Here is a 23499-nt window from a genome sequence, read left to right as displayed (position 1 = left end):
CCGCCGTGAGTTCGTCCGTGCTCGCGGTCGGGCTCTCGCTCGTCGCGGCATTCCTCTTCGCCTGCGCCGCCGTCGCTCAGCAGACGGCGGCGTCGGCGGTCGCGGACGGGGACTCGTTGATCTCGGGTCTCGTGCGCAGCCCGCGGTGGTGGGCCGGGGTGGTCGGCGACCTGGGCGGATACCTGGTGCAGGTGGCGGCCTTGGCCGTCGGGTCGGTGTCCGTGGTGCAGCCGTTGCTCGTCAGCATGCTCCTGTTCGCGCTTCCCCTCGCCGCGAAGTACTCCGGTCTGCGGATGCGGCGCGCCACCTGGATCTCGGCCGTGGGTCTCACGGTCGCGTTGGTGGCGTTCGTCGCGGTCGGCGACCCCACCGAGGGCACCGCCGACGCGCCGCTGTCGGTGTGGGCACTGCCGTTGGCCGCCGTGGTGGCGGTGGCGCTGGTCGGCGCCGTCGCCGGTGTGCTCACGCGCGAGCCCGGTCGTGCGGCGCTGCTGCTCGGAGTCGGCGGTGGGCTGCTGTTCGGCGTTGCCGTCGCGTTCACCAAGTACGTCACCGACCTGGTGGAGTCCGATCTGCTCGGCGCCCTCACCGCGTGGCAGACGTACGCGCTGATCGCCGCGGGAGTCTCGGGCTTCTACCTGCAGCAGCGTGCGTTCCAGGCAGGTCCGCTCGCGGCGTCGCTGCCGGCGGTGACCGTGTGCGAGCCGCTGGCGGCGGTGTTCCTCGGCATCGTGGTGCTCGACGAACGGCTCCGCCTCGACGGACTGCGCGGCGTGGTCGTCGCCTCCGCGGTGATCGTCATGATCGTGACCACCGTGGTTCTCTCGCGGGAGCAGGGGCGTGCGGACGACGCCGTCCCGGTTGTCTGACCCACCCTCGACGTCGCCGCCGCAAGATATATCCGTCGGTCGCGTACGCTGGCGTCCCGTGCATTTCCTTCGCGACCAGCGCCCGCCCTACGACCTGACGTACGACGACGTGTTCCTCGTCCCGAACCACACGACGGTCACGTCCCGTTTCGACGTCGATCTGGCGAGTGTCGACGGCTCCGGGACCACCATTCCCATCGTCGTCGCCAACATGACCGCCGTGGCCGGCCGCCGGATGGCGGAGACGGTCGCGCGACGCGGCGGCATCGTCGTCATCCCGCAGGACCTGCCGACCGCGGCCGTCGCCGAGACGGTCTCCTTCGTCAAGAGCCGGAACCTGGTGGCGGACACCCCGGTCGTGTTGACGGCGGAGGACTCGGTCTCCGACGCTCTCGCCCTCATGCCGAAGCGTGCCCACGGCGTCGTCGTGGTCGTGGACGGTGACACGGCCGTGGGCATCGTCTCCGAGGCGGCGTGCACGGACGTCGATCGCTTCGCGCGCCTCTCGACGGTGATGGACAAGGACTTCGTGACGGCCTCCGTGGACACGAGTCCCCGCGAGATCTTCGAGCAGCTCGAGGCCCGGCACGAGAACCTCGCCGTACTGACCGGACCGGACGGCGCACTCGCGGGAGTGCTCACCCGCACCGGTGCGCTGCGCGCCGGCATCTACCGGCCCGCCACCGACGCCGACGGACGCCTGCGCATCGCCGCCGCCGTCGGCATCAATGGTGACGTGGGCGCGAAGGCCGCCGCCCTGGTCGAGGCCGGGGCCGACGTCCTGGTGCTCGACACCGCCCACGGCCACCAGCAGAAGATGCTCGATGCGCTGGCCGTCGTCGCGGCGCTCGATCTGGGCGTGCCCCTGGTCGCCGGCAACGTCGTGTCCGCAGCGGGTACCCGTGACCTGATCGAGGCCGGCGCGGACATCGTCAAGGTCGGTGTGGGCCCCGGCGCCATGTGCACCACCCGCATGATGACCGGCGTGGGCCGCCCGCAGTTCTCGGCCGTCGAGGAGTGCGCCGCCGCGGCGCGCGAGCTGGGCAAGCACGTGTGGGCCGACGGCGGGGTCCGACATCCCCGCGACGTCGCGCTCGCCGTCGCTGCGGGTGCCTCCAACGTCATGATCGGGTCCTGGTTCGCCGGCACCCACGAGTCGCCCGGAGATCTCCGCGTCGACGCCGCCGGGGTGGCCTACAAGGAGAGCTTCGGCATGGCGTCGAAGCGAGCCGTGGCCGCACGCACCGCGGCGGACAGCGCGTTCGACCAGGCGCGCAAGGGCCTGTTCGAGGAAGGCATCTCCAGCTCGCGGATGCGCCTCGATCCGGAGCGGCCCGGTGTCGAGGACCTCATCGACCACATCTGCGCGGGTGTGCGCAGCACCTGCACGTACGCCGGTGCGCGCTCGCTCGAGGAGCTGCATCGGGATGCCGTGCTCGGCATCCAGTCTGCGGCGGGCTTCGCCGAGGGGCGGCCGCTCCCGTCCGGCTGGTGATCTCGGCCGCACTCGTGCTCACGCCGCCGACTCGGTGATTCCGGGTCGGCGACGATACGATGTGTGCGATAGCGGCGCCCCCGAGCGGGTACTGCTGTGACACGCGCCGATTCTGCGGCGCAGGCGTCGCCTCCACGCGAACGCCACACGACAGGAAGGACACCGGTGCCCGAGGCACCCACGACGACGCCGACCCCCGGGTCCGGCACTCCGTCCCCGGACCGACCGTCCCGAGACCGCCCCTCCCCCGACGGGGAGTCGTCCGGCGGTCTCTCTCCGGAGGGCTCCTCTAGGTCGCCGGGCTCACCCGGCGCTTTCCCGACGACCACCTCGAGTCGCAGCGAGGTGTGTCCCTCGTGACCGTTCTCGTTCCGATCCTGTCCCTCGTGGGCTTCGTCGCGCTGACGGCGGGAACGGCGATCTTCGTCGCCGCGGAGTTCTCCCTCACCGCACTCGAACGCAGCACCGTCGACGCGGCGGCCCGCGACGGTGACATGCGTTCCCGCCAGGTCCAGCACGCGCACAGGACGCTGTCGTTCCAGCTCTCCGGTGCGCAGCTCGGCATCACCATCACCACACTGATCACCGGCTACATCGCCGAACCGGTGCTGGCGCGGTTCATCACCCCCGCCGCCACGGCACTCGGTGCGTCCGACTCGCTCGCCGGCGCCGTGTCACTGGTGCTGGCGCTCGTCATCGCCACGTCGGCGTCGATGGTGTTCGGCGAGCTGGTGCCCAAGAACATGGCCATCTCCAATCCGATGAAGGTGGCGCGGGCGACGGCCGGCCTGCAGGCAGGATTCTCCCTCGTCTTCCGCTGGGCCATCAACGGTCTCAACGGTTCCGCGAACTGGGTGGTCCGCCGCCTCGGCGTCGAGCCCGCGGAGGAACTGCGTTCGGCGCGCTCGCCCCAGGAACTCGGGTCGCTGGTGCGCTCCTCCGCGGAACACGGCTCCATCGACCAGCGCACCGCTCTCCTCGTCGACCGCTCGCTGCAGTTCGGCGAGCGCACGGCGGAGGAGTTGATGACCCCCCGCGTGAAGATCGAGACCCTCGCCGCGGACGACACGGTCGCCGACCTCATCGACACCGCGGCCCGCACCGGGTTCTCCCGGTTCCCCGTCGTCAACGGTGACCTCGACGACACCGTGGGCGTCGTCCACATCAAGCACGCGTTCACCGTGCCCGCCGAGCGCCGCGCCGGAACGACGGTCAGCTCCCTCGCGCAGCGTGTTCCCAACGTCCCCTCGAGCCTGGACGGCGACACCGTCATGGAACGGGTGCGCGCCGACGGCATGCAGGTCGCCATCGTGGTGGACGAGTACGGCGGCACCGCGGGCATCGTCACCATGGAGGACCTCATCGAGGAGATCGTCGGCGACGTCCGCGACGAGCACGACACCCGCGAGGTCGACGTCCAACGCGTCGCCGACGGGTGGCTCTGCTCCGGACTCCTGCGCATCGACGAGGTCACCGAGTTCACCGGGTACGCGGCACCCGAGGGCGAGTACGACACCCTCGGTGGCCTGGTGCTGACACAGTTCGAACGCATCCCCGACGCCGGCGACCAGGTCATCCTGCCGCCCCCGAGCGGAGACCTCGAGTCCGACGAGGGCGGCTGGGTCGCGCGCGTGGACGCGATGGACGGGCGCCGGATCGACCGGATCCTCGTACGCCCGGCCGCGGAGGACGAGATCACCCGGCTGCGCGCCGAGACCGTCCGCGAGCACGACCGGGAGGCCCTCGATGGGTGACCTTCTCGCCGTCGGCCTCGCGGTCGTCCTCCTGCTCCTCAACGCCTTCTTCGTCGGTGCCGAGTTCTCTCTGATCTCGGCACGCCGCGACCGCCTCGAGAGTCTGGTGGTGCAGGGCAAGAAACGGGCTCAGACGGTCATCGAGGCCGGTCAGAACCTGTCGATGATGCTCGCGGCCGCGCAGCTCGGCATCACCATCTGTTCGATCCTGCTCGGGCGCGTGGCGGAACCCGCCGTGGCCCACCTGATCGAGCGTCCGTTCGAGCTGCTCGGCGTACCCGACTCCCTGCTGCACCCCATCGGGTTCGCCCTCGCCCTGGGCATCGTGGTGATCCTGCACATCCTCATCGGCGAGATGGTGCCGAAGAACATCGCGATCGCCGGACCGGAAGCGACGGCGATGTTGCTGGTGCCCGTGCATCTGTGGTGGTTACGTGTCGCGAAGCCGCTGATCTCGTTCTACAACCTGTGCGCCAACGGCACACTGCGGTTGTTGCGCGTCGAGCCGAAGGACGAGCTGGACTCGTCGGTGTCGGCGGACCAGCTCTCCGACATGATCGGCGAGTCCCGCTCGGAGGGACTCATCGACGAGGAGGAGCACCGCCGGCTGACACAGGCTCTCGAGACGTCGGGTCGCACCGTGCGGGAGGTCCTCATCCCGCTGGACAAGGCCCGCACGGTGGTCTGCGGACCCAAGGGACCCACGCTGGGTGCGATCGAGGAGGCCGTCCGCGAGACCGGTTTCTCGCGGTACCCGGTCCGCGACGAGACCGACGGCATGATCGGGTATCTCCACATCAAGGACGTCCTCGATCTGATGGCGGACCCGCTGGCCGACTCGGAGACCATCATCCCGCGCTCGGACGTCCGCCTTCTGCCGATCATCGACGCACGCACCCCTCTCGACGAGGCGTTGGCCGGTCTCCGCCGCCGCCGCAGTCACCTCGGCGCCGTGGTGGAGACGGGCAGGGGCACCATCGGCATCGTCGCTCTCGAGGACCTCGTCGAGGAGTTCGTCGGCACGGTGCGTGACGGCACCCACCTCGTGGAGGACGTCGTCCCCGGGCCCGACGCGACGTGACGTCCGTCGTGTCGGACACCGATCTCGTCGTTCTCGGACCGGACGCGTGGCATCCTCGGCGGCACGCTCACGGCGAGCGGGTGGACGAGATGATCGGTGCCTATCTGGAGCGGCGCGTGGTCGGCGAGCCGCATCCGGTGCTCGACTTCCTCTTCACCTACTACAGCCTCAAGCCGGGCCATCTGCGCCGGTGGCACCCCGGTCACGGCTCGGTACTGACCGGGGCGGGCATCGAGGACTACCGCGGACGCTCCGGGTACGTGGACGTCGCCGTGGGCGGGCGACCCGGCGTGACGGTGTCGTCCGAGTTCCTCGACCGGCGGTCGTCCGCGATCGAGTTCGTGAGCACCCTGATCGGCCGGACGGCCACCCGCCCGGCGCAGCTGGGCTGCTTCGGTCTGCACGAGTGGGCGATGGTCTACCGCGGCGGGGACGAGGCTCTGCGTCACGACGTGCCGCTGCGCCTCGGTCACGACGGCACCGACGCGGTGGTGGAGTCGATGCCGTTGCGCTGCACCCACTACGACGCGTTCCGTTTCTTCACCCCGGACGCGGTCCCGCGGAACGCGCTCGAGCTGACGCCGGAGCACCGGCTCCTGACGGAACAGCCGGGCTGCCTGCACGCCTCGATGGATCTGTACAAGTGGGTGGCGAAGCTCGGACCGCTGCTGCCGTCCGAACTGCTGCTCGACTGCTTCGCGCTGTCGATGACGGCGCGCGAACTGGACATGCGGGCGAGCCCGTACGACCTCACGGCGTACGGCTACTCCCCCGTGCGTGTCGAGACCCCGACCGGGCGCGCCGAGTACGTGCGCGCCCAGTCGGCGATCGCGGAACGAGGAGCCGCTCTGCGAGTCGCGATCGGCGGCCTGCTCGCCGGTCTGCGCTGACGGTTCGGGTCAGACGCCCACGGCCGAGAGTTCGGCGAACTCCTCGTCGCTGAGCTCGATGCTCGCGGCGGCGACGTTGTCCTCGAGGTGGGACACCGACGACGTTCCGGGAATCGGCAGCATCACCGGGGATCGACGCAACAGCCACGCGAGGGAGAGCTGCGACGCGGAGACGCCGTGCCGCTGGGCCAGCTCCGTCAGCGGGCTGCCCTCGCCGGTGAGCTTTCCGGTGGCGAGCGGGAACCACGGGATGAAGCCGATGTTCTGCTCGGTCGACCAGTCGAGGAGCTCCTCGGAGGAGCGGTCCGTGAGGTTGAAGAGGTTCTGGACGGACACGATCGGAGCGATCCTCTGCGCCTGTGTCACCTCCTCGACGGACACCTGGCTGAGGCCGATGTGCCGGATCTTGCCCTCGTCCTGCAGCGCCTTCAGTTCGCCGACCTGATCCTCGAGCGCGACGTCCGGGTCGATCCGGTGCAGCTGGAACAGGTCGATGCGGTCCACACCGAGACGGCGCAGCGACAACTCCGCCTGCTGGCGGAGGTATGCGGGACGACCGACCGGGGTCCACTGCCCGGGGCCCTGCCGGGTGAGCCCGGCCTTGGTCGCGATCACGATGTCGTCGGCGTAGGGACGCAGCGCCTCGGCGAGCAGGTCCTCGGCCACCTCGGGGCCGTAGCTGTCTGCGGTGTCGAAGAAAGTCACGCCCAACTCGACCGATCGCCGCAGCACGCGGATCGCCTCGTCGCGGTCACGCGGCGGCCCCCAGACGCCTTCTCCGGGCAGCTGCATGGTGCCGTAACCGAGCCGGGTGATCTCGAGGTCTCCACCGAGCAGGAAGGTGCCGCTCGCGTCGGCGGGGCGGGAAGTCGTCGATGTCGTCATGGCGAGTACGACGCCGTGGGGGTCGCAGGTATTCCTGCTCGTGATCGTCCCGCGCGCCACCACCGGTGGGCTCCGCACTACCACTGGGTAACATCGGGGCGATCCAGCGCGGCACGACGCCGCGACAGGCGAGAGTCAAGTGAGGGGCTGTGATGACGGAACGCGTCCAGGTCGGCGATCTGCAGGTGGCGGCAGTGCTGCACGAGTTCGTGGAGAAGCAGGCTCTGCCCGGCACGGGTGTGGATCAGGATGCGTTCTGGGCGGGTGTGCAGTCCCTCCTCGAGGATCTCGCGCCCCGTAACCGGGCGCTCCTCGAGGCCCGCGACGAGATCCAGGGCAAGCTCGACGCCTGGCACTCCGAGCACCCCGGAGCCGGCTACGACCGCGCGCAGTACAAGGCGTTCCTGGAGGAGATCGGGTACCTGCAGGACGAGCCTGCCGCCTTCGCGATCACGACCGAGGGCGTCGACACCGAGATCACCACGACGGCCGGCCCGCAGCTGGTCGTCCCCGTCCTCAACGCACGCTTCGCCATCAACGCTTCCAACGCCCGGTGGGGCTCGCTGTACGACGCGCTCTACGGCACCGACGCCATCCCCGAGGACGGCGGCGCGGAGAAGGGCACCAGCTACAACAAGGTACGTGGCGACAAGGTCATCGCGTGGGCTCGCACGTTCCTCGACGACGCGGTGCCGCTGACGTCCGGCTCGCACGCGGACGCCACGTCGTACGTCGTCGACGGGTCCGCCCTGGCGGTCACCCTGTCCTCCGGCGACACCGTCGGTCTCGCGTCACCGGACTCGCTGCTCGGCTACACGGGTGAGCCGTCCGCACCGACCGGCATCCTGTTCGTCCACAACGGCTTGCACTTCGAACTGCAGATCGACGCCGAGAGTCCCATCGGCAGCACCGATGCCGCGGGCGTGAAGGACGTGCTGCTCGAGTCCGCGGTCACCGCGATCATGGACTTCGAGGACTCCGTCGCCGCCGTGGACGCCGACGACAAGGTGCTCGGCTACCACAACTGGCTCGGTCTGATGCGCGGCGATCTCGCCGAGGAGGTGTCGAAGAACGGGAAGACCTTCACCCGCACCATGAATCCGGATCGCGTCTACACCTCTCTGGACGGCTCCGAACTCGTGCTGCACGGCCGGTCGCTTCTGTTCGTCCGCAACGTCGGGCACCTGATGACCACCGATGCGATCCTCGACAAGGACGGCAACGAGATCCCCGAGGGCATCCTCGATGCCGTCATGACGTCCCTGACGGGCAAGCACAGCCTGCGAGACGACGTCGCGCTGAGCAACAGCCGCACCGGCTCGCTCTACATCGTGAAGCCCAAGATGCACGGTCCCGACGAGGTCGCCTTCACGAACGAGCTGTTCGCGCGGGTCGAGGACGTCGTGGGCCTCCCCCGCAACACCCTCAAGGTCGGCATCATGGACGAGGAGCGTCGCACGACGGTCAACCTCGCGGCCTGCATCCTCGCGGCGAAGGAACGCGTCGTGTTCATCAACACCGGCTTCCTCGACCGGACCGGCGACGAGATCCACACCTCCATGGAGGCCGGAGCCGTCGTGCGCAAGGCCGAGATGAAGAAGCAGAAGTGGATCGCCGCCTACGAGGACTGGAACGTCGACACCGGTCTCGCGGCGGGCCTCGAGGGCAAGGCGCAGATCGGCAAGGGAATGTGGGCGATGCCCGATCTCATGCACGACATGCTCGAGCAGAAGATCGGTCACCCGCGCGCGGGTGCGAACACCGCGTGGGTCCCGTCGCCCACCGCGGCCACGCTGCACGCCACCCATTACCACCAGGTCGACGTCTTCGCCCGCCAGGAGGAGATCGCGAAGGCTCGCCGCGCCACAGTCGACGACATCCTCGAGATCCCACTGGCCGCCGACACCTCCTGGAGCGACGAGGACAGGCAGCGTGAGCTCGACAACAACTGCCAGTCGATCCTGGGATACGTCGTCCGGTGGATCGACCACGGCGTCGGCTGCTCGAAAGTTCCGGACATCGAGGACGTCGCGCTCATGGAGGACCGTGCGACGCTGCGCATCTCGAGCCAGCTGCTGGCCAACTGGGTCCGTCACGGCGTCGTGACCGAGCAGGACGTCGTCGCCTCGCTGGCACGCATGGCGCCGGTGGTCGATCGGCAGAACGCCGACGACCCGACCTACCGACCGCTCGCCGAGAACTCGGATTCCAACATCGCCTTCAACGCCGCCAAGGACCTCATCCTCGAGGGAACCCGGCAGCCGAACGGGTACACGGAGCCGATCCTCCACGCGCGCCGTCGCGAGTACAAGGCAGCGAACCAGGCATCCTGACAGGGAGGCCGGGAGCAGCACGAGAGAGGACGGGTCCCGAGGGTGGGAGAGCATCGTCGCACCGCGTCCACGTCGGGTGGTCGTCGCGGTGTGAGCCGCGGACCCGTCGTGGTCGTCGTCGTTCTCGTGCTGCTCGTCGCGGCCGTCCTGGGCTGGTTCGCCCTGCGCGATCGCATCACCGACGAGGGTGAGCAGGCCGCGAAGGCCTGTGTGGAGGGTGACGCCGTGCTGGCCGTCACGGCCGATCCCGACATCGCCGACGCCGTGCGTACGGTCGCCGCGGCGTGGGACGCCACGGCGCCGGTGGTGCGCGATCACTGCGTCACCACGACGGTGACCGAGACGGCGTCGGACGTCGCGGCAGCGGCCCTCGCGGCCGATCCGTCCGACGCGGCGGCCGGTCCTCGTCCGTCGCTGTGGATTCCGGCGACTTCGGCGGATGCGGCGCCGCTGATCGACGCGCGGCGGGTCGACAGCACCCCCCGGTCTCTCGCCACCAGTCCCGTCGTCCTCGGCGTCGCGCCGACGCTCGCCGACACCCTGGGAGCGGCGGCCGTGGGGTGGGCCGACCTGCCTCGTCTCGCCGCCACCCCCGAGTCGCTCGACGCCATCGGCGCCGTGGGCTGGGGATCCCTGCGACCGGCACTGCCGGCGGGGTCGACCACCACCGCGGCTCTGGTGTCGGTGGCTGCGGCGGTCGTCGATCCCACCGCCTCCACCGCGTCGCTGACCGCCGATCAGGCTGCGTCCGCGCCCGTCGTGTCGGCGGTCTCCGCGCTCTCCCGCGCGGCGACGGACGCGACTCCCACACCGCCCGCCGATGCTGCGGCCGCTCTCGATGCGATGGTGCAGGGCGACGACCCCGCGGCCGCCCCGGTCCACGCCGTCCCGGTCACCGAACAGCAGTTGTACGGCCGGATCACGGAGGGCCAGCAGCTGGCCGCCTTCCGCCCGGCCGGTTCGACGCCGAGTGCCGACCATCCTGCAGTGGTGCTCTCGGACGGTGATGCGACCGGACGCGCGGCTGCGGCCGCGTTCGCGGAGTTCGCCCGCGGAGCCGATCAGCAGCAGGCGTTCCTGCGACAGGGATTCCGCGTTCCCACCGCCGACGGAACTACCGAGGCGACACCTCCGTCGGTGGCGGGACTGACGTTCCCGGCGATCGGTCAGCCCGCCGCGTCGCCCGAGCCGGCGGCGCGCACGGCGGTGCTCGACACCCTCGCGTCACCCACCCGCCCGTCGAGCACCACCGTCCTGCTCGACGTGTCGGGATCGATGGAGTCGATCGACGGGTCCGCCACGCGCCTGACCAACGTGACGTCCGCCCTGCGTCAGGTGATCGGCGCGGTTCCCGACACCAGCCGGATCGGCCTGTGGACGTACAGCCGGGCACTGGACGGATCACGGCCGTACCGGGCGGAGGTTCCGCTCACGGAGGCGAACTCCGAGTCCCGCGCCGCACTGGACAGCTCTCTCGCCGGTCTGTCTCCCGCCACCGCCACCTCGACCTACGCCTCCGTGCAGGCGGCCTACGAATCGGCGGTGCAGAACTGGTCGGGCGACGGGACCAACTCGGTTCTTCTCGTCACCGACGGCCCGAACGACGACACCTCGATCTCCGCCGCGTCCTTCCTCCAGTCGATCGCGGCCGCGTCGGACCCTGCACGTCCGGTCCGCATCGACGTGGTGTCTCTGACCCAGAACTCGGACATCGCGACGCTGCGCAGCCTCACGGGCCAGACCGGAGGCGACCTCGTCGAGGTGTCCTCCTCCGACCCCACACTCACCGCCACGCTCGACCGATTGTCCTCCGACCGGTGACGATCTCCACCGAATGCCGAAGGGCTTCCCCGTGATTCGCATGCTGACGTTCGCCGTGCTCCTGGCGATCGTGACGTTCGTCCTGCACCGCCGTCTGGTGGTGGCCACCGGACTCACCGGCGCCGCACGCGTCGCCGCAGATGCCGTTCTCGTGGCGCTCTGGGCCGCCGCGGTGGTCGGGATCGGCAGCGGTGAGGTACTGGATCCCTCGTGGGCCCGCTACGTCGCGTACCCGGGTCTGACCTGGCTCGCCGCACTCCTGTACCTCTGCCTCGGTTCCCTGCTGATCGCCGTGGGCGCCCTGGTGGTGCGGATCGGAGCGCGTGTCGCCCACCGCGACGGGGTGTCCGCACGGCGCACCTTCGTGCGTCCCGCCACCGCCGTTCTCGTCCTCGGCACCGTGGTGGCCGTCGCGTACGGAGTCGTCGCGGCCGCCACCCCGAAGGTGACCCGGACGACAGTCGAACTCGCAGCACTGCCCGCGTCGTTCGACGGTGTGCGGGTGGGACTCGTGTCCGACCTGCACGTCGGCCCGGCGCGCGGCGAGGCGTTCGTGCAGGGGGTCGTCGACACCCTCATGGCCGAGAAGCCGGATCTCGTCATCATCGCCGGGGACCTCGTCGACGGAACCGTCGACCTCGTGGGCCCGGCACTGGCTCCGCTGAGCGCACTGTCGGCGCCGCTGGGTGTCGTGGTCACCAGCGGCAACCACGAGTTCTACGCGGGCGACGGCGGCGCGTGGCTCGACCTGTACGACTCGCTGGGACTGCGGGTCCTGCGCAACGAGACGGTCCCGCTCACCCGCGGCGTCGACACGATCGACCTGGTCGGCATCGAGGACCTCACGGCGCCGGAACCGTACGAGCCGGATCTGGCGGCAGCCCTCGAGGGCACCGACCCGGCCCGTTTCCAGCTGCTCTCGGCGCACCAGCCCAAGCAGGCGACGCAGGCGTCCGATCTCGGTGTGGACATGCAGGTCTCCGGCCACACTCACGGCGGACAGATCTGGCCGATCGTGTATCTCGTACCGCTGCAACAGCCCTCGGTCCAGGGCCTCGACACCATCGGCGACACCACGCTGTACACCACCCGCGGCGCCGGCGCCTGGGGTCCCCCGGTACGCATCGGCGCGCCGCCCGAGATCTCTCTGCTGGAGCTCCGGACGGCGCGCTGATCACATCGCGTCAGTGGGTCAGGCGAAGGCCTCGATCGGCGGGCAGGAGCACACGAGGTTGCGATCGCCGTGTGCGCCGTCGATCCGCCGCACCGCCGGCCACACCTTGGCGCGCGAGGTGCCGGCCGGGTAGACGGCCTCCTCGCGCGAGTACGGGTGCGTCCAGTCCGTGACGAGGCAGTGCGCCGTGTGCGGCGCGCCCCGGAGCGGGTTGTCGTCCACGGTCCACTCCCCCGACGCCACTCGTTCGATCTCCGCGCGGATGGCGATCATGGCGTCGACGAAGGCGTCGATCTCGTCGAGATTCTCGCTCTCGGTCGGCTCGATCATGAGGGTGCCCGACACCGGGAAGCTCATCGTCGGTGCGTGGAAACCGTAGTCCGCCAACCGCTTCGCGACATCGTCGACCGTCACCCCGGTGCGCTTGGTGATGGGCCGCAGATCGAGGATGCACTCGTGCGCGACCATCGAGCGATCGCCGGTGTAGAGCACCGGGAAGTACTCGTCGAGTCGGCGGGCGATGTAGTTCGCCGACGCGATCGCGGTGAGGGTCGCGCGCCGTAGACCGGCGGCACCCATCATGCGGATGTAGGCCCACGTGATCGGCAGGATGGACGCCGAACCGTACGGTGCGGCCGAGATCGCACCGGTCTCACCGAGACCCTCCACGAACGGGTGTCCGGGCAGGAACTGCGCGAGGTGGGAGCGGACGCCGATCGGACCGACGCCGGGGCCGCCGCCGCCGTGCGGGATGCAGAAGGTCTTGTGCAGGTTCAGGTGGCTGACGTCGCCGCCGAAGCGACCGGGGCGCGCCACGCCGACCAGAGCGTTGAGGTTCGCGCCGTCGACGTACACCTGGCCACCCGCGTCGTGCACCGCGGCGCAGATGTCGCCGATCTCGTGTTCGTAGACGCCGTGGGTCGAGGGGTAGGTGATCATGATGGCGGCCAGCGACTCGGCGTGCTCGGCCACCTTGGCGCGCAGGTCGTCGACGTCCACGTCACCGTTGGTGCGGCACGCCACCACCACGACCTTCATCCCGGCCATCACGGCGGACGCCGCGTTGGTGCCGTGGGCACTGGACGGGATGAGGCAGATGGTGCGTGCGTCGTCCCCGCGGCTGCGGTGATAGTTGCGGATCGCCAGCAGGCCTGCGTACTCGCCCTGGCTGCCCGCGTTCGGCTGCAGGGACACCGCGTCGTAGCCGGTGACCGCGACGAGCCACTCCTCGAGGTCGCTGATGATGCGCGCCATGCCGGGAGCATCGTCCGCGGGCGCGAAGGGGTGCAGGGCGTTGAAGCCCGGCCACGTGATGGGCTCCATCTCCGCGGTGGCGTTGAGCTTCATGGTGCACGAGCCCAACGGGATCATGCTGCGGTCGAGGGCGATGTCCTTGTCGGACAGCGCGCGGAGGTACCGGAGCATGGCGGTCTCGGTGCGGTACCGCGTGAACGCCGGGTGCGTCAGGAACTCCGACGTACGGGAGAGGGCGTCGGGAACGGCGATCGGCGCGGAGCCGGAGGCCGGCTCGACACCGAAGGCCTGCAGCACGGCCTCCACATGAGCGTCGATCGTGGCCTCGTCGCAGGAGATGCCGACGTGGTCGTCGTCGACGAAGCGGAGGTTGATCGCGGCGGTCGTCTTCGCGGCGGCGACCACCTCGGCCGCGCGGCCGGGTACGCGGGCGAGGACGGTGTCGAAGTAGTTCTCGTGCACCACGGTCACGCCACCGGCGCGCAGCGCGGCACCCAGCGAGGCCGCGTGGCCGGCGACGCGCCGCGCGATGGCGGTGAGCCCGTCGGCACCGTGGTAGCTCGCGTACATCGTGGCGACGACGGCGAGGAGCACCTGCGCGGTGCAGATGTTGGACGTCGCCTTCTCGCGGCGGATGTGCTGCTCACGTGTCTGCAGAGCCAGGCGGTAGGCGGGCGATCCGTCGGCGTCGACGGAGACGCCGACGAGTCGGCCCGGCAACTGACGAGCGTGGGAGGTGCGCACGGCCAGGTATCCCGCGTGGGGTCCACCGAAGCCCATCGGGACGCCGAACCGCTGCGACGTGCCGAAGCACGCGTCGGCCCCCTGCTCGCCGGGCGAGGTGACGAGAGTGGCGGCGAGGAGGTCCGCGCCGACGGCCACGAGGGCGCCCCGATCGTGCGCCTCGGCGATCACCGACGTGAGGTCGACGATGCGGCCCGATGCTCCCGGCGTCTGCGACACGACACCGAAGAACTCGCCCTCGGGCAGGCCCGCCGCGAGGTCGGCGTCGACGAGCTCGATGCCGAGCGGCTCCGCGCGCGTCGCGATGACGGCGCGGGTCTGCGGGAACAGGTCGGTGTCGAGGACCAGGCGGGCCGACTTCGACTTGCCGGCTCGGCGCAGCAGCGTCATGGCCTCCGCCGCGGCGGTGCCCTCGTCGAGCATCGAGGAGTTGGCGATGTCCATACCCGTCAGGTCGGACACCATGGTCTGGAAGTTGAGCAGTGCCTCGAGTCGGCCCTGGCTGATCTCGGGCTGGTACGGCGTGTACGCGGTGTACCAGGCCGGGTTCTCGAGGATGTTGCGCACCAGGACGGGCGGGGTGAGCGTGGCGCTGTAACCCTGGCCGATCATGGACGTCGCGACGGTGTTGCTCGCGGCCAGCGCGGCCAGTTCGGCGAGTGCCTCGTGCTCGGAGACCGGCGCGGGCAGAGCGTCCAGGCCGTCCGCGATGCCGTCGACGGCCGCGTCGAGGATGTCGGCGGGAACCGCGGCGGCAGCGAGATCGTCCAGGCTCGCCACACCGATGACGTCGAGGAGTCGCGCGGTCTGCTCCGCGTCGGGCCCGATGTGGCGGTCGACGAAGGTACGGAGTCCGGAGGTCGAGCGGGGTTCGGCGGTCACGTGATCTCCCGTGGTGGTGGCGAGGTGCACGCCCCACACGCAGGGAGGGACGCCCCTCTCCCTCTGTCGTGATGCCCGAGACCACCGGGCGCCTGAGAGATTCGGCCGCCGCGTACGGCGCCTTTCCCCGTGGGCGGGTGGACGATTCCACCACTTTCCAGAGGCGTCGGAGCCCGCACGGTCCCGGGTGCCTGAGAGATTGACGGAGAGGTGCTGCTCCTTCGGCGCTCGTCGGGCTCGGTCCTGTGACGGACCGCGTCCCGGCGAAGCTCTCCCGTGCGGCGTCGACGCTTACTCAGTATATGGGAGTGCGCGTCGGCGGGTCAGCCGGTCTTGCGGCTCGCGCGATTCTTGCGGCGGGAGGCGAGCTCGTCCTCGGGCGTCGGCTGGCTCTCGCCGCCGTCGGCACGCTCGGCGGGGAAGTCGGCGATGGCGCCGGTCAGTTCACGCATGGCTCCGCTGACCGCGATCCCGAAGACGCCCTGTCCGCCCTGCAGCAGGTCGACGACCTCTTCGGCGGACGTGCACTCGTAGACGGTGGTGCCGTCCGAGAACAGCGTGATGCGGGCCAGATCCGCCACGCCACGACGACGGAGGTGGTCGACGGCGACGCGGATGTTCTGGAGCGAGATGCCGGTGTCGAGCAGTCGCTTGACGATCTTGAGGACCAGGATGTCCTTGAAGGAGTACAGCCGCTGGCTGCCGGATCCTGCCGCGCCGCGGATGGACGGCACCACGAGGCCGGTGCGGGCCCAGTAGTCCAGCTGCCGATAGGTGATGCCGGCGATCTGGCACGCACTGGGGACGCGGTAGCCGACCAACTCGTCCGGAACCGAATCGTCGGGGAAGAGACCGGGTTGCACCTCGTCCACGTCGTTCGATGCCAGCAGGCTCATCTGCTCCGGCTCCTGCGGCTGATCTGCCACGTGTTTCTCTCCCTCTCGGATGGTCCGCCTGGAGTCCTCGTCCGCGGACCTGTGCGGTACGCGCGGTGAGAACGACGATGACATCCGTGACGCTCGGCGAGGTCGAGAATACGCCCTCACCGCGGTGAGCGGCACGTCCTTCATCGACCCGAACGCTATGGACCGCGGAGCCGTGAGGCAACGCGCCACGCGGTAAGCCTCAACCTCAACTCAAGGGTGAGACTCGATCGTTATCTAACCGTCGGTCGCCTTGAAGTCGTCCGGCGAGATGGTGTCCAGGAATTCCTTGAACTTCTCCACCTCGTCCTCGCGCTCGTCGGGCATGACCAGACCGGCTTCGGCCAGAACGGGCTCCTCCGCGAAGATCGGTACGCCGGCTCGCAGGGCGATGGCGACCGAGTCCGACGGGCGTGCCGAGACACGCACGTCCTGGTCGAAGACCAGGTCGGCGTAGAAGGTGCCCTCCTGGAGATCGACGATGCGAACTTCCTTCAGGGATCGCCCGAGGGCCGTGACGATGTCACCGATGAGATCGTGGGTCAGCGGACGCGGCGGTTGCACGCCCTGCTGCTCCAGTGCGATCGCCGTGGCTTCCGTCTGGCCGATCCAGATCGGCAGGTACCGTTCGCCGTCCGACTCCCGCAACAGCAGAACAGGTTGATTCTGTGGCTGCTCCACCCGGATACCGATCACGCGCATCTCGCCCATCGCGCCGCCTCCCAGCTGCTGTGACTCGTCGCCCGCGCACTCGACGGGGCGGACGTGCTCTCCAGTGTATTGACCCGCGGCGCCGACGACCGGCCGTGCGAGCGGCCGACGCACGCCCTCGGGACTACTTGTCCAGTATCCCGTGCACCGCGGACTTGACCAACGACGTGTGCAGCGACAGCGACAACGCGGCCAGCTCCCGGACGAGCTCCTCGGCGCGGTCTCGCGCGCCCGCGTCACGGCCCAGCGCCACCGGCCCGGCGACCTGAGCCAGCAGGTTCGCCTCGCGGTCCGCGGCGAGCTTGAACGCGCGCAGATGCCGCACCTCGAGTCCGTACTGCGCCATGGCCCACGCGGTGCGCACGAGCACCACGGCTTCCTCGTCGTAGAAGCCGGCCGGACCCGCCGAGACGAGGCCGCTCTTCTGCAGTTCGAGCAGGAACGGCTCGTCCACGCCCGCACGCTCGAGCAGGTCGGCACGACTCATCCGGACGCGCCGCTCCCCGAGAAACTCGGTGGGCGAGACACTTCCGGGTGCCAGAGCCAGCACACGTGGCCCCTTGGGCGCCGCGGCGACACCGTCGGGACCCACGGAACGGATGCCGTTGTCCAGCGCGTCCAGCTGCTCCTTGATGACCTTCAGCGGAAGGTAGTGATCACGCTGCGCCGTGAGGACGTAGCGCAGGCGCTCGCAGTCCTCGACGGAGAATCTCCGGTAACCCGACGCCGTTCGTTCCGGGGAGATCAGTCCCTCGGCCTCGAGAAAACGGATCTTCGAAATGGTGACGTCGGGGAAGTCCGGGCGCAGTCGATCGAGTACGGACCCGATCGACATGCCGCCACCGGACTGCTGCCCGACTGCCGTCATCAGCTACCTGCGCCGGCAGACGTCTCGCCGAGCTGACCGCCTGCGGACTGGCCCTTCGGACCGGTCAGGAACACGAGGCGGAACTTGCCGATCTGCACCTCGTCGCCGTTCGCCAGAACGGCGGAGTCCACGGGCTCACGGTTGACGTAGGTGCCGTTGAGGCTGCCGACGTCGACGACCTGGAAGTCCTCGTCGTCCTGACGGAACTCCGCGTGGCGACGGCTCACGGTCACGTCGTCGAGGAAGATGTCGCTGTCCGGGTGGCGTCCCGCGGACGTCGTGGGCTGGTCCAGCAGGAAGCGCGAGCCCGCGTTGGGGCCCCGCTTGACGACGAGCAGGGCGGAACCGACGGGCAGACCCTCGACCCCGGAGACCGGTGCGTCGGAGGAGCCCTGGGGCGCCGCTGCGGAATCGATCTCGTTCAGGAAGTCCGCTCGGAAGACCGAGGTGGTCTCCGCGGGGGACTCTCCGTAGACGCCGTCGTTGCCGTTATCGCTCACGTTTCTCCTCCTCGATCTGATCGCCCCTCACCCACGAGGCGATTCAGCACATTCTCTTGTCACGCTTGTCTGACGGTTCCGCGGTTCCCCGACCGGGGTGCCGCCGAACCACGTGAGGACCTTACCGACCGTACCTTGCACACACCGTCGCCCGGGCGTGCTTGCCCGCCCGCCGGGCACGGCTGTTACGTGGTCGTGATCGACGCGTACCCCTCGGCGTCCATCATCGCCTCGAGGGCGTCGTCGAGATCGCTCTCGGAGTCGACGGACAGGTCCACGAGCCAGCCGGCGCCGTACGGATCGCTGTTCACCAGTTCGGGGTCGCCGTCCAGTTCACCGTTCACCGCAACCACTTTGGCCGACAGCGGGGCGTAGATGTCGGAGACGCTCTTGGTGGACTCCACCTCGCCGAGCGACTCACCGGCCGACACCGCATCGTCCTCGGTGGGCAGCTGAACGAAGACGACGTCGCCGAGCTGCGACTGTGCGTAGTCGGTGACGCCCACGCGCACGGTGGTGGGGCCGGTCCGCTGGACCCATTCGTGCTCGGCCGTGTACCGCAACTCGGTGGGGATATCGGTCTGGCTCACGTGAACCGGGTCCTTTCGCAGGCGTTGTCGCGGTGCGGACGAGGAGAACCGCACTCGCGCTGAGCGTATTGGCGAGCTTTCCGCATCCGCAAGGCGGGCGCTCCCCGGCTCATCGTGCGGCGAGCGGGAGGCGTCGGACCGGACCGAGCGCCAGGCCGAGGTACAGCGCACCCGTGTAGAGGTACAGCGCGGTCCCCCACACCAGCAGGGCCTGCGCGGGAACCGCGATCACGTCGGCGCCGACCCAGTCCACCCGCGCGGCGAGGAGGAACGGCAGGGCGCTCATCAGGACGAACGTCGCGGCCTTGCCGAGGTAGATCACCTCGGGCGGAGCGAGTCCCCGCCGCCGGTAGAGCAGCAGGGTGAGTGCGAGGATGCCGTCCCGCGCGATCAGGACCACGGCCACCCACCACGGGAGGATGCCCGCGAGGGCGAACCCCACGAGTGTGGTGACGACGTACAGGCGATCGACGAACGGGTCGAGCAGAGCACCCAGGGCCGACGACTGGTCGAGCAGCCGGGCGAGCTTGCCGTCCAACCAGTCCGTGGCCCCGCTGAGCAGGAGCAGCAGCAGCGCCCAGCCGTACGCCTGCTCCCCCAGCAACAACCACAGGAACACCGGCACCCCGAGCAGACGAACGACACTCAGAGCATTGGGCACCGTCAGGATGCGATCGCCGACGACACCGGCGACCACGTCGCGAGGGCTGTCGGACGCCGGATCGGTCATCCCCCGAGCTTTCCACACGGGCGCGCCGTCCGGACCCGACGAGCCGCTACCGCCAGGCGAAGACCGGCTGCTCGTAGTCGTGCACGCGGGTGTGCCGCCCACCGAGCACCACCTCGCGGAACTGGTGCACCACCGCGCCCGTGGGCGCGTGCACCAGGCTCGAGCGAAAAGGCCACTGCACCACCGGTCGCGGCGACTCGGCGATCGACACGAACCGGGCGTCGACGTCGATCTCGTCCGCGGTGACGCGGTACAGGAACTCCACCTCGTCCGGATTGGGCACCGCGTCCCCGGTCCAGTCCGCGATCCACACCACGAACGGACGGATGACGTAGCCGGAGCGGGTCCGATAGTCGTCGAGCGTCCCGAGCACGGAGTCCGGGCCGACTCGGATGCCGACCTCCTCGTCGAGTTCGCGCAGGGCGGCATCGACCGGTGTCTCGCCGTCGTCGACACGCCCGCCAGGCAACGCGAACTGGCCCGGATGCGCGCGCATCCGGGAGGGCCGCTTCGTCAGCAGCACGTGCCGATCGCCGGGCTCCCCGCCGACGGCCACCACGACCGAGGCGCGTCGTTCGTCACCGCCCTCGATGAGCCGACTCTCGAAACCGTCCAGCGTCCGCACGATCTCTGCACGTTCGAGGCGCGTGTCCATCAGGCGACAGTAGCCAGGCTCACCGGGCCGGTGCGCGCAGCGCGCGCACGGCCGGCGCCGCCGAGTACGGCAGGATGCGCGAGCGATCCGCCGGAAGGGCCAGCTCCACGACAGCGGACTCGTCGATCCGGTACGGCTGCGCGAGCACCACACCGGCGAAGGCCTTGCGCAGCCGTGACATCTCGGCCCGGACCGTGATGGCACGGCCGTTGTCGCCGAACAGTTCCGTCGCAAGTTCTGCCGCGGTGCGCCCGTCTCTCCTCGCGGCGAGCAGGAAGAGGATCTCCGCGTGCCGAGGTGTCGGCTCGTGGGACCAGGTTCCGAAGGGACTCGACACCTCGACCACGGTGCGCGAGGGGTCGGACACGTCGATGCGGATGTTCGTCGGCGTCGACTCCCCGTCGACCACTCCGTCGCGTTGCGAGGACGCCGGTCGCACCATCCAGCCACCGGGCAGCGGCTCCAGATCGCACACGCCGAGCGTCGGTACCCACAGTCGGCCCGGCGCCACCTCGTCGGGGAGCAGCACCCGATTGCGCACCGGGACCGACGCCACCGCCGCGACCCACCCGTGCCCGTCGACGGCCAGCGCGGGCGTCTCCGACCGAGCCAGCATCGGCGCCGCCACCGAGCGCAGGTTGTCGAGCGTGCGTCGATGCTGTTCACGCAGTTGAGCTTCGGCGAGTCGAGACACGGCATCGATCAGCGCCAGCGTGGTCGGGTGCACCGAACTCGCGGGTCCGCTGACGTCGACGAGGCCCAGCACCCGGCCGGTACGCGGATCCTTGATGGGACTGCTCGCGCAGGTCCACGCGTGGTGAGTGCGCACGAAGTGCTCGGCGGAGAAGATCTGCACCGCCGAGCGCGAGACCAGTGCCGTGCCGATGGCGTTGGTTCCCACACTGTCCTCGGCCCAGTCGGCCCCCTCGACGAAGCCGAGCCGATCGGCGCGGTCGAGCACCGAGGGTGCCCCGCTGCGCCACAGCACCCGCCCGAGCCGGTCCGCGACCACCAGTAGGTTGTCGGAGTCCTGCAGAACCGAACGCAGGCTCCCGGTCAACTCCGGCAGGATCTCCACGAGCCCCGAGTCCCGACGCATCTGCTCGAGTGCCGCGGCGTCGACAGCATCGGCGGGTCCGCGGTTCTCCGGATCGACACCCAGGTTCATCACGCGCTGCCACGAGTCACCGATGACGTCGCGGGGGCGAGCGGGCGCGCGGGCACCCGACATGGTCGCGTCGTACACGGCGGACAGCAGCTGCGCGTACCGACGTGGGTCCTCACCTGCCGCGACGGCGGGCTCGGGTTCGGAGGTTCGAGTCATCGACACCGATTGTGCTCCACATCACAGTGCGTGTCATGCCCGGGTCTGTCCCGATCGGTCATCGGTAGACGAGTCCGCCGTCGATGAGACCGGCCTGACCGGTCATGTACGCCGCGTCGGGCCCGGCGAGGTAGGACACGTATCCCGCGACGTCGTCGGGAGTCTCGGCTCGGCCCAACGCGATACCGCCCACGAACTTCTCGTAGGTCGCGCCCTCCTCCGCGCCGGTCAGTTCGGCGAACCGCTTGTCGATGGTGACCCACATGTCCGTGCCGACCACACCCGGGCAGTAGGCGTTCACGGTGATCCCGGCGGACGCGTACTCCTTGGCGGCGGCCTGCGTGAGACCGCGCACGGCGAACTTGGTGGCGCTGTACACACCGAGCATCTCGAACCCGTCGTGCCCTGCGATGGACGACGCGTTGATGATGCGGCCGGGCCGACCGAGTTCGATGAACGTCGCGGCGGCCGCCTGGATACCCCACAGCACACCTTCGACGTTGATCGACAGGATGCGGCCGACCTCCTCCGGCGTGGCCTCGGACAGCGGGCCGACGAGTGCGATCCCGGCATTGTTGACCATGATGTCGAGACCTCCCAGCTCGGCGGCGGCCCGGTTCACGGCGTCGAACACCTGGCGGCGATCGCTGACGTCGGCGACGATCGTCGTGGCTGCGCGACCGAGCTCCCGCACCTCGTCGGCGACCTGGTCGATGCCGTCGGGGTGCACGTCGACGAGCGCGATGTCCGCGCCGTCCCGCGCGAGTCGGAGGGCGATTCCCCTCCCGATTCCCTGTCCTGCGCCGGTGACGAGTGCGACCTGTCCGTCGATGCTCATGCGTGTCTCCTTCATGTGATGGTGGATGTCCGGGACGGAGGTCAGAGCGACGGATCGACGAGAACCTTCATCTTCGTGCCGGCATGCAGTGCCTCGAAGCCGTCGTCGATCACCGCGTCCATCCCGATGCGCGACACCCACCCGGTGGGGTCGTACACGCCGTCGGCCATCAGAGCGATGACGGCGTCGTAGTCGGCGGAGGTGTAGCAGAGCGACCCCTGGATGCGGGCCTCCTTCATCACCAGATCGAGAAGCGGTGTGGTGAGCGGCTTCTCGTAGATGGCCACGCTGACCATCGGCTTGCGGGACCCGACGCACGCCAGCGCGGTCGCCACCGCCGGCGCGACACCGGCCGCGTCGTACACGGCGTCGGCGCCGCGCCCGTCGGTCTCGTCGGCCACCAAAGCGGGGACGTCGACGGACGTGGGGTCGAGAGTGCGTGCACCGAGCGCCTCGATCGCTGCCCGCCGGGTCGCGGACGGCTCCACCACGAGGATGTCGTCGAGCCCCGTGCCGCGCAGCGCGAACCAGAGTCCGATGCCGATCGGTCCCGCCCCGAACACCATCGCGGTGTCGCCTTCGCGCACCTCACCCAGAGTCGCCGCGTGGTAGGCCACCGACATCGGCTCCACCAGCGCACCCAGATCGAGGGACACGGAGTCCGGCAGCGCGTGCAGCATGTCGGTCGGCACCACCGTGTACTCGGCCATACCGCCGTCGGACATCAGTCCGTGGAAGCCGATCGACTGGCACACGTTGTAGTTGCCGGCTCGACACGGACCACAGTGCCCGCAGCGGTACAGCGGTTCGATGGCGACACGGTCGCCGATCGACCATCCCGTCACTCCCGCGCCGAGCTCGGTGATGGTGCCGGAAAACTCGTGTCCGAGAATCAGCGGCATCTGCTGACCGGTCAGGGCGTGCGGCTCGGTGGGAATGAAGATCGGACCGGCGTAGTACTCGTGCAGGTCGGTACCGCAGATGCCGTTGGCACCGACGGCGATCTTCACCTGATCCGGTCCCGGGTGGGGCTCCGGGACATCGGCGATCTCGACCTTGCCGGGCCCGTGGTACACCGCTGCGCGCATCGTTCGACTCCTCACCGGCCGTCCCAGCGACGGCCGTGATCACCGTTCTATGTGACACGCGGCACAGCACGACAGGGTTGCAGTCGGTTG

General features: G+C 69.8%; 20 protein-coding genes and 1 riboswitch. Of the genes, 8 read left to right on the top strand and 12 right to left on the bottom strand.

Translation table 11 applies throughout. The annotated features are described in order from the left end of the window. The first annotated feature begins 5 nt into the window (after positions 1-5). The 5 genes from QRN16_RS04255 (at position 6) to QRN16_RS04235 (ending at position 6089) form a co-directional block, all read left to right on the top strand. The gene (locus tag QRN16_RS04255) at positions 6-869 is read left to right on the top strand and encodes a DMT family transporter (protein WP_231476281.1); all 864 of its coding nucleotides are present in this window, start codon (positions 6-8) and stop codon (positions 867-869) included. 58 nt (positions 870-927) lie between these two features. Beyond that, complete coding sequence (gene guaB1 / locus QRN16_RS04250) at positions 928-2364, top strand: GMP reductase (RefSeq protein ID WP_222631279.1); 1437 nt, start codon at positions 928-930, stop codon at positions 2362-2364. A 356-nt stretch (positions 2365-2720) separates the two neighbouring features. Then, positions 2721-4118 carry a hemolysin family protein gene (locus QRN16_RS04245; RefSeq protein ID WP_056445121.1) on the top strand — a complete coding sequence of 466 codons (1398 nt, stop codon included), beginning with the start codon at positions 2721-2723 and terminating at the stop codon, positions 4116-4118. Continuing rightward, positions 4111-5199, top strand: coding sequence for a hemolysin family protein (locus tag QRN16_RS04240; RefSeq protein ID WP_285184708.1), 1089 nt, complete (start codon positions 4111-4113; stop codon positions 5197-5199). Before QRN16_RS04245 ends, QRN16_RS04240 begins: the two co-directional genes overlap by 8 nt. Then, a complete protein-coding gene (locus tag QRN16_RS04235) occupies positions 5196-6089 on the top strand; it encodes a 3-methyladenine DNA glycosylase (protein ID WP_502943978.1) in 894 nt (297 codons plus the stop codon). Before QRN16_RS04240 ends, QRN16_RS04235 begins: the two co-directional genes overlap by 4 nt. Before the next feature lie 9 nt (positions 6090-6098). Here the strand turns inward: QRN16_RS04235 and QRN16_RS04230 are convergent, their stop codons facing one another. Beyond that, the gene (locus tag QRN16_RS04230; protein ID WP_285184707.1) at positions 6099-6974 is read right to left on the bottom strand and encodes an aldo/keto reductase; all 876 of its coding nucleotides are present in this window, start codon (positions 6972-6974) and stop codon (positions 6099-6101) included. 152 nt (positions 6975-7126) lie between these two features. On the opposite strand from QRN16_RS04230, the gene QRN16_RS04225 reads away from it, so the two are divergent. Genes QRN16_RS04225 through QRN16_RS04215 form a run of 3 tightly spaced genes read left to right on the top strand, consistent with a single transcriptional unit; the run spans position 7127 to position 12302 of the window. Continuing rightward, positions 7127-9307 (top strand): malate synthase G, encoded by a 2181-nt coding sequence (locus QRN16_RS04225; protein ID WP_285184705.1) that lies wholly within the window; start codon positions 7127-7129, stop codon positions 9305-9307. Positions 9308-9349: 42 nt separating this feature from the next. Further along, positions 9350-11128 carry a VWA domain-containing protein gene (locus QRN16_RS04220; protein WP_285184704.1) on the top strand — a complete coding sequence of 593 codons (1779 nt, stop codon included), beginning with the start codon at positions 9350-9352 and terminating at the stop codon, positions 11126-11128. A 31-nt stretch (positions 11129-11159) separates the two neighbouring features. Beyond that, on the top strand, positions 11160-12302 hold the full coding sequence (locus QRN16_RS04215) for a metallophosphoesterase (RefSeq protein ID WP_285184703.1): 1143 nt from the start codon (positions 11160-11162) through the stop codon (positions 12300-12302). A gap of 18 nt (positions 12303-12320) precedes the next feature. Here the strand turns inward: QRN16_RS04215 and gcvP are convergent, their stop codons facing one another. From gcvP to QRN16_RS04160, 11 genes are all read right to left on the bottom strand, one after another. Then, on the bottom strand, positions 12321-15182 hold the full coding sequence (gene gcvP, locus QRN16_RS04210; RefSeq protein ID WP_285184702.1) for an aminomethyl-transferring glycine dehydrogenase: 2862 nt from the start codon (positions 15180-15182) through the stop codon (positions 12321-12323). A gap of 168 nt (positions 15183-15350) precedes the next feature. Continuing rightward, a riboswitch (glycine riboswitch) is annotated at positions 15351-15469 on the bottom strand. Between the two features lie 36 nt (positions 15470-15505). Then, positions 15506-16108, bottom strand: a complete 603-nt coding sequence (locus QRN16_RS04205) for a MerR family transcriptional regulator (protein ID WP_027505438.1) — start codon at positions 16106-16108, stop codon at positions 15506-15508. A gap of 234 nt (positions 16109-16342) precedes the next feature. Then, the gene (locus tag QRN16_RS04200; protein WP_027505439.1) at positions 16343-16816 is read right to left on the bottom strand and encodes a bifunctional nuclease family protein; all 474 of its coding nucleotides are present in this window, start codon (positions 16814-16816) and stop codon (positions 16343-16345) included. 124 nt (positions 16817-16940) lie between these two features. Continuing rightward, positions 16941-17684: a transcriptional regulator FtsR gene (gene ftsR / locus QRN16_RS04195; protein WP_027505440.1), complete on the bottom strand. Its 744-nt coding sequence runs from the start codon at positions 17682-17684 to the stop codon at positions 16941-16943. Beyond that, positions 17684-18184 (bottom strand): glycogen accumulation regulator GarA, encoded by a 501-nt coding sequence (gene garA, locus QRN16_RS04190; RefSeq protein ID WP_027505441.1) that lies wholly within the window; start codon positions 18182-18184, stop codon positions 17684-17686. The genes ftsR and garA overlap by 1 nt, the downstream gene beginning before the upstream one ends. 185 nt (positions 18185-18369) lie before the next feature. After that, positions 18370-18774, bottom strand: a complete 405-nt coding sequence (gcvH, locus tag QRN16_RS04185) for a glycine cleavage system protein GcvH (protein WP_027505442.1) — start codon at positions 18772-18774, stop codon at positions 18370-18372. Between the two features lie 109 nt (positions 18775-18883). Next, positions 18884-19504, bottom strand: a complete 621-nt coding sequence (locus tag QRN16_RS04180) for a CDP-alcohol phosphatidyltransferase family protein (RefSeq protein ID WP_051613241.1) — start codon at positions 19502-19504, stop codon at positions 18884-18886. A 46-nt stretch (positions 19505-19550) separates the two neighbouring features. Next, a complete protein-coding gene (locus tag QRN16_RS04175) occupies positions 19551-20159 on the bottom strand; it encodes an NUDIX hydrolase (RefSeq protein ID WP_222648870.1) in 609 nt (202 codons plus the stop codon). A 19-nt stretch (positions 20160-20178) separates the two neighbouring features. Next, positions 20179-21483 carry a GAF domain-containing protein gene (locus tag QRN16_RS04170; RefSeq protein WP_222637492.1) on the bottom strand — a complete coding sequence of 435 codons (1305 nt, stop codon included), beginning with the start codon at positions 21481-21483 and terminating at the stop codon, positions 20179-20181. Between the two features lie 58 nt (positions 21484-21541). Continuing rightward, positions 21542-22321 (bottom strand): acetoin reductase, encoded by a 780-nt coding sequence (locus QRN16_RS04165; protein WP_285184701.1) that lies wholly within the window; start codon positions 22319-22321, stop codon positions 21542-21544. 41 nt (positions 22322-22362) lie between these two features. Further along, entirely contained in the window at positions 22363-23409 is a 1047-nt protein-coding gene (locus QRN16_RS04160) for a 2,3-butanediol dehydrogenase (protein WP_285184700.1), read from the bottom strand. Positions 23410-23499: the final 90 nt, after the last annotated feature.

Source organism: Rhodococcus sp. MEB041 (genome assembly GCF_030208955.1).
Taxonomy (GTDB): domain Bacteria; phylum Actinomycetota; class Actinomycetes; order Mycobacteriales; family Mycobacteriaceae; genus Rhodococcoides.
Note: the sequence above shows the minus strand (reverse complement) of the source record. Positions and strands in the feature narration are given on the sequence as shown.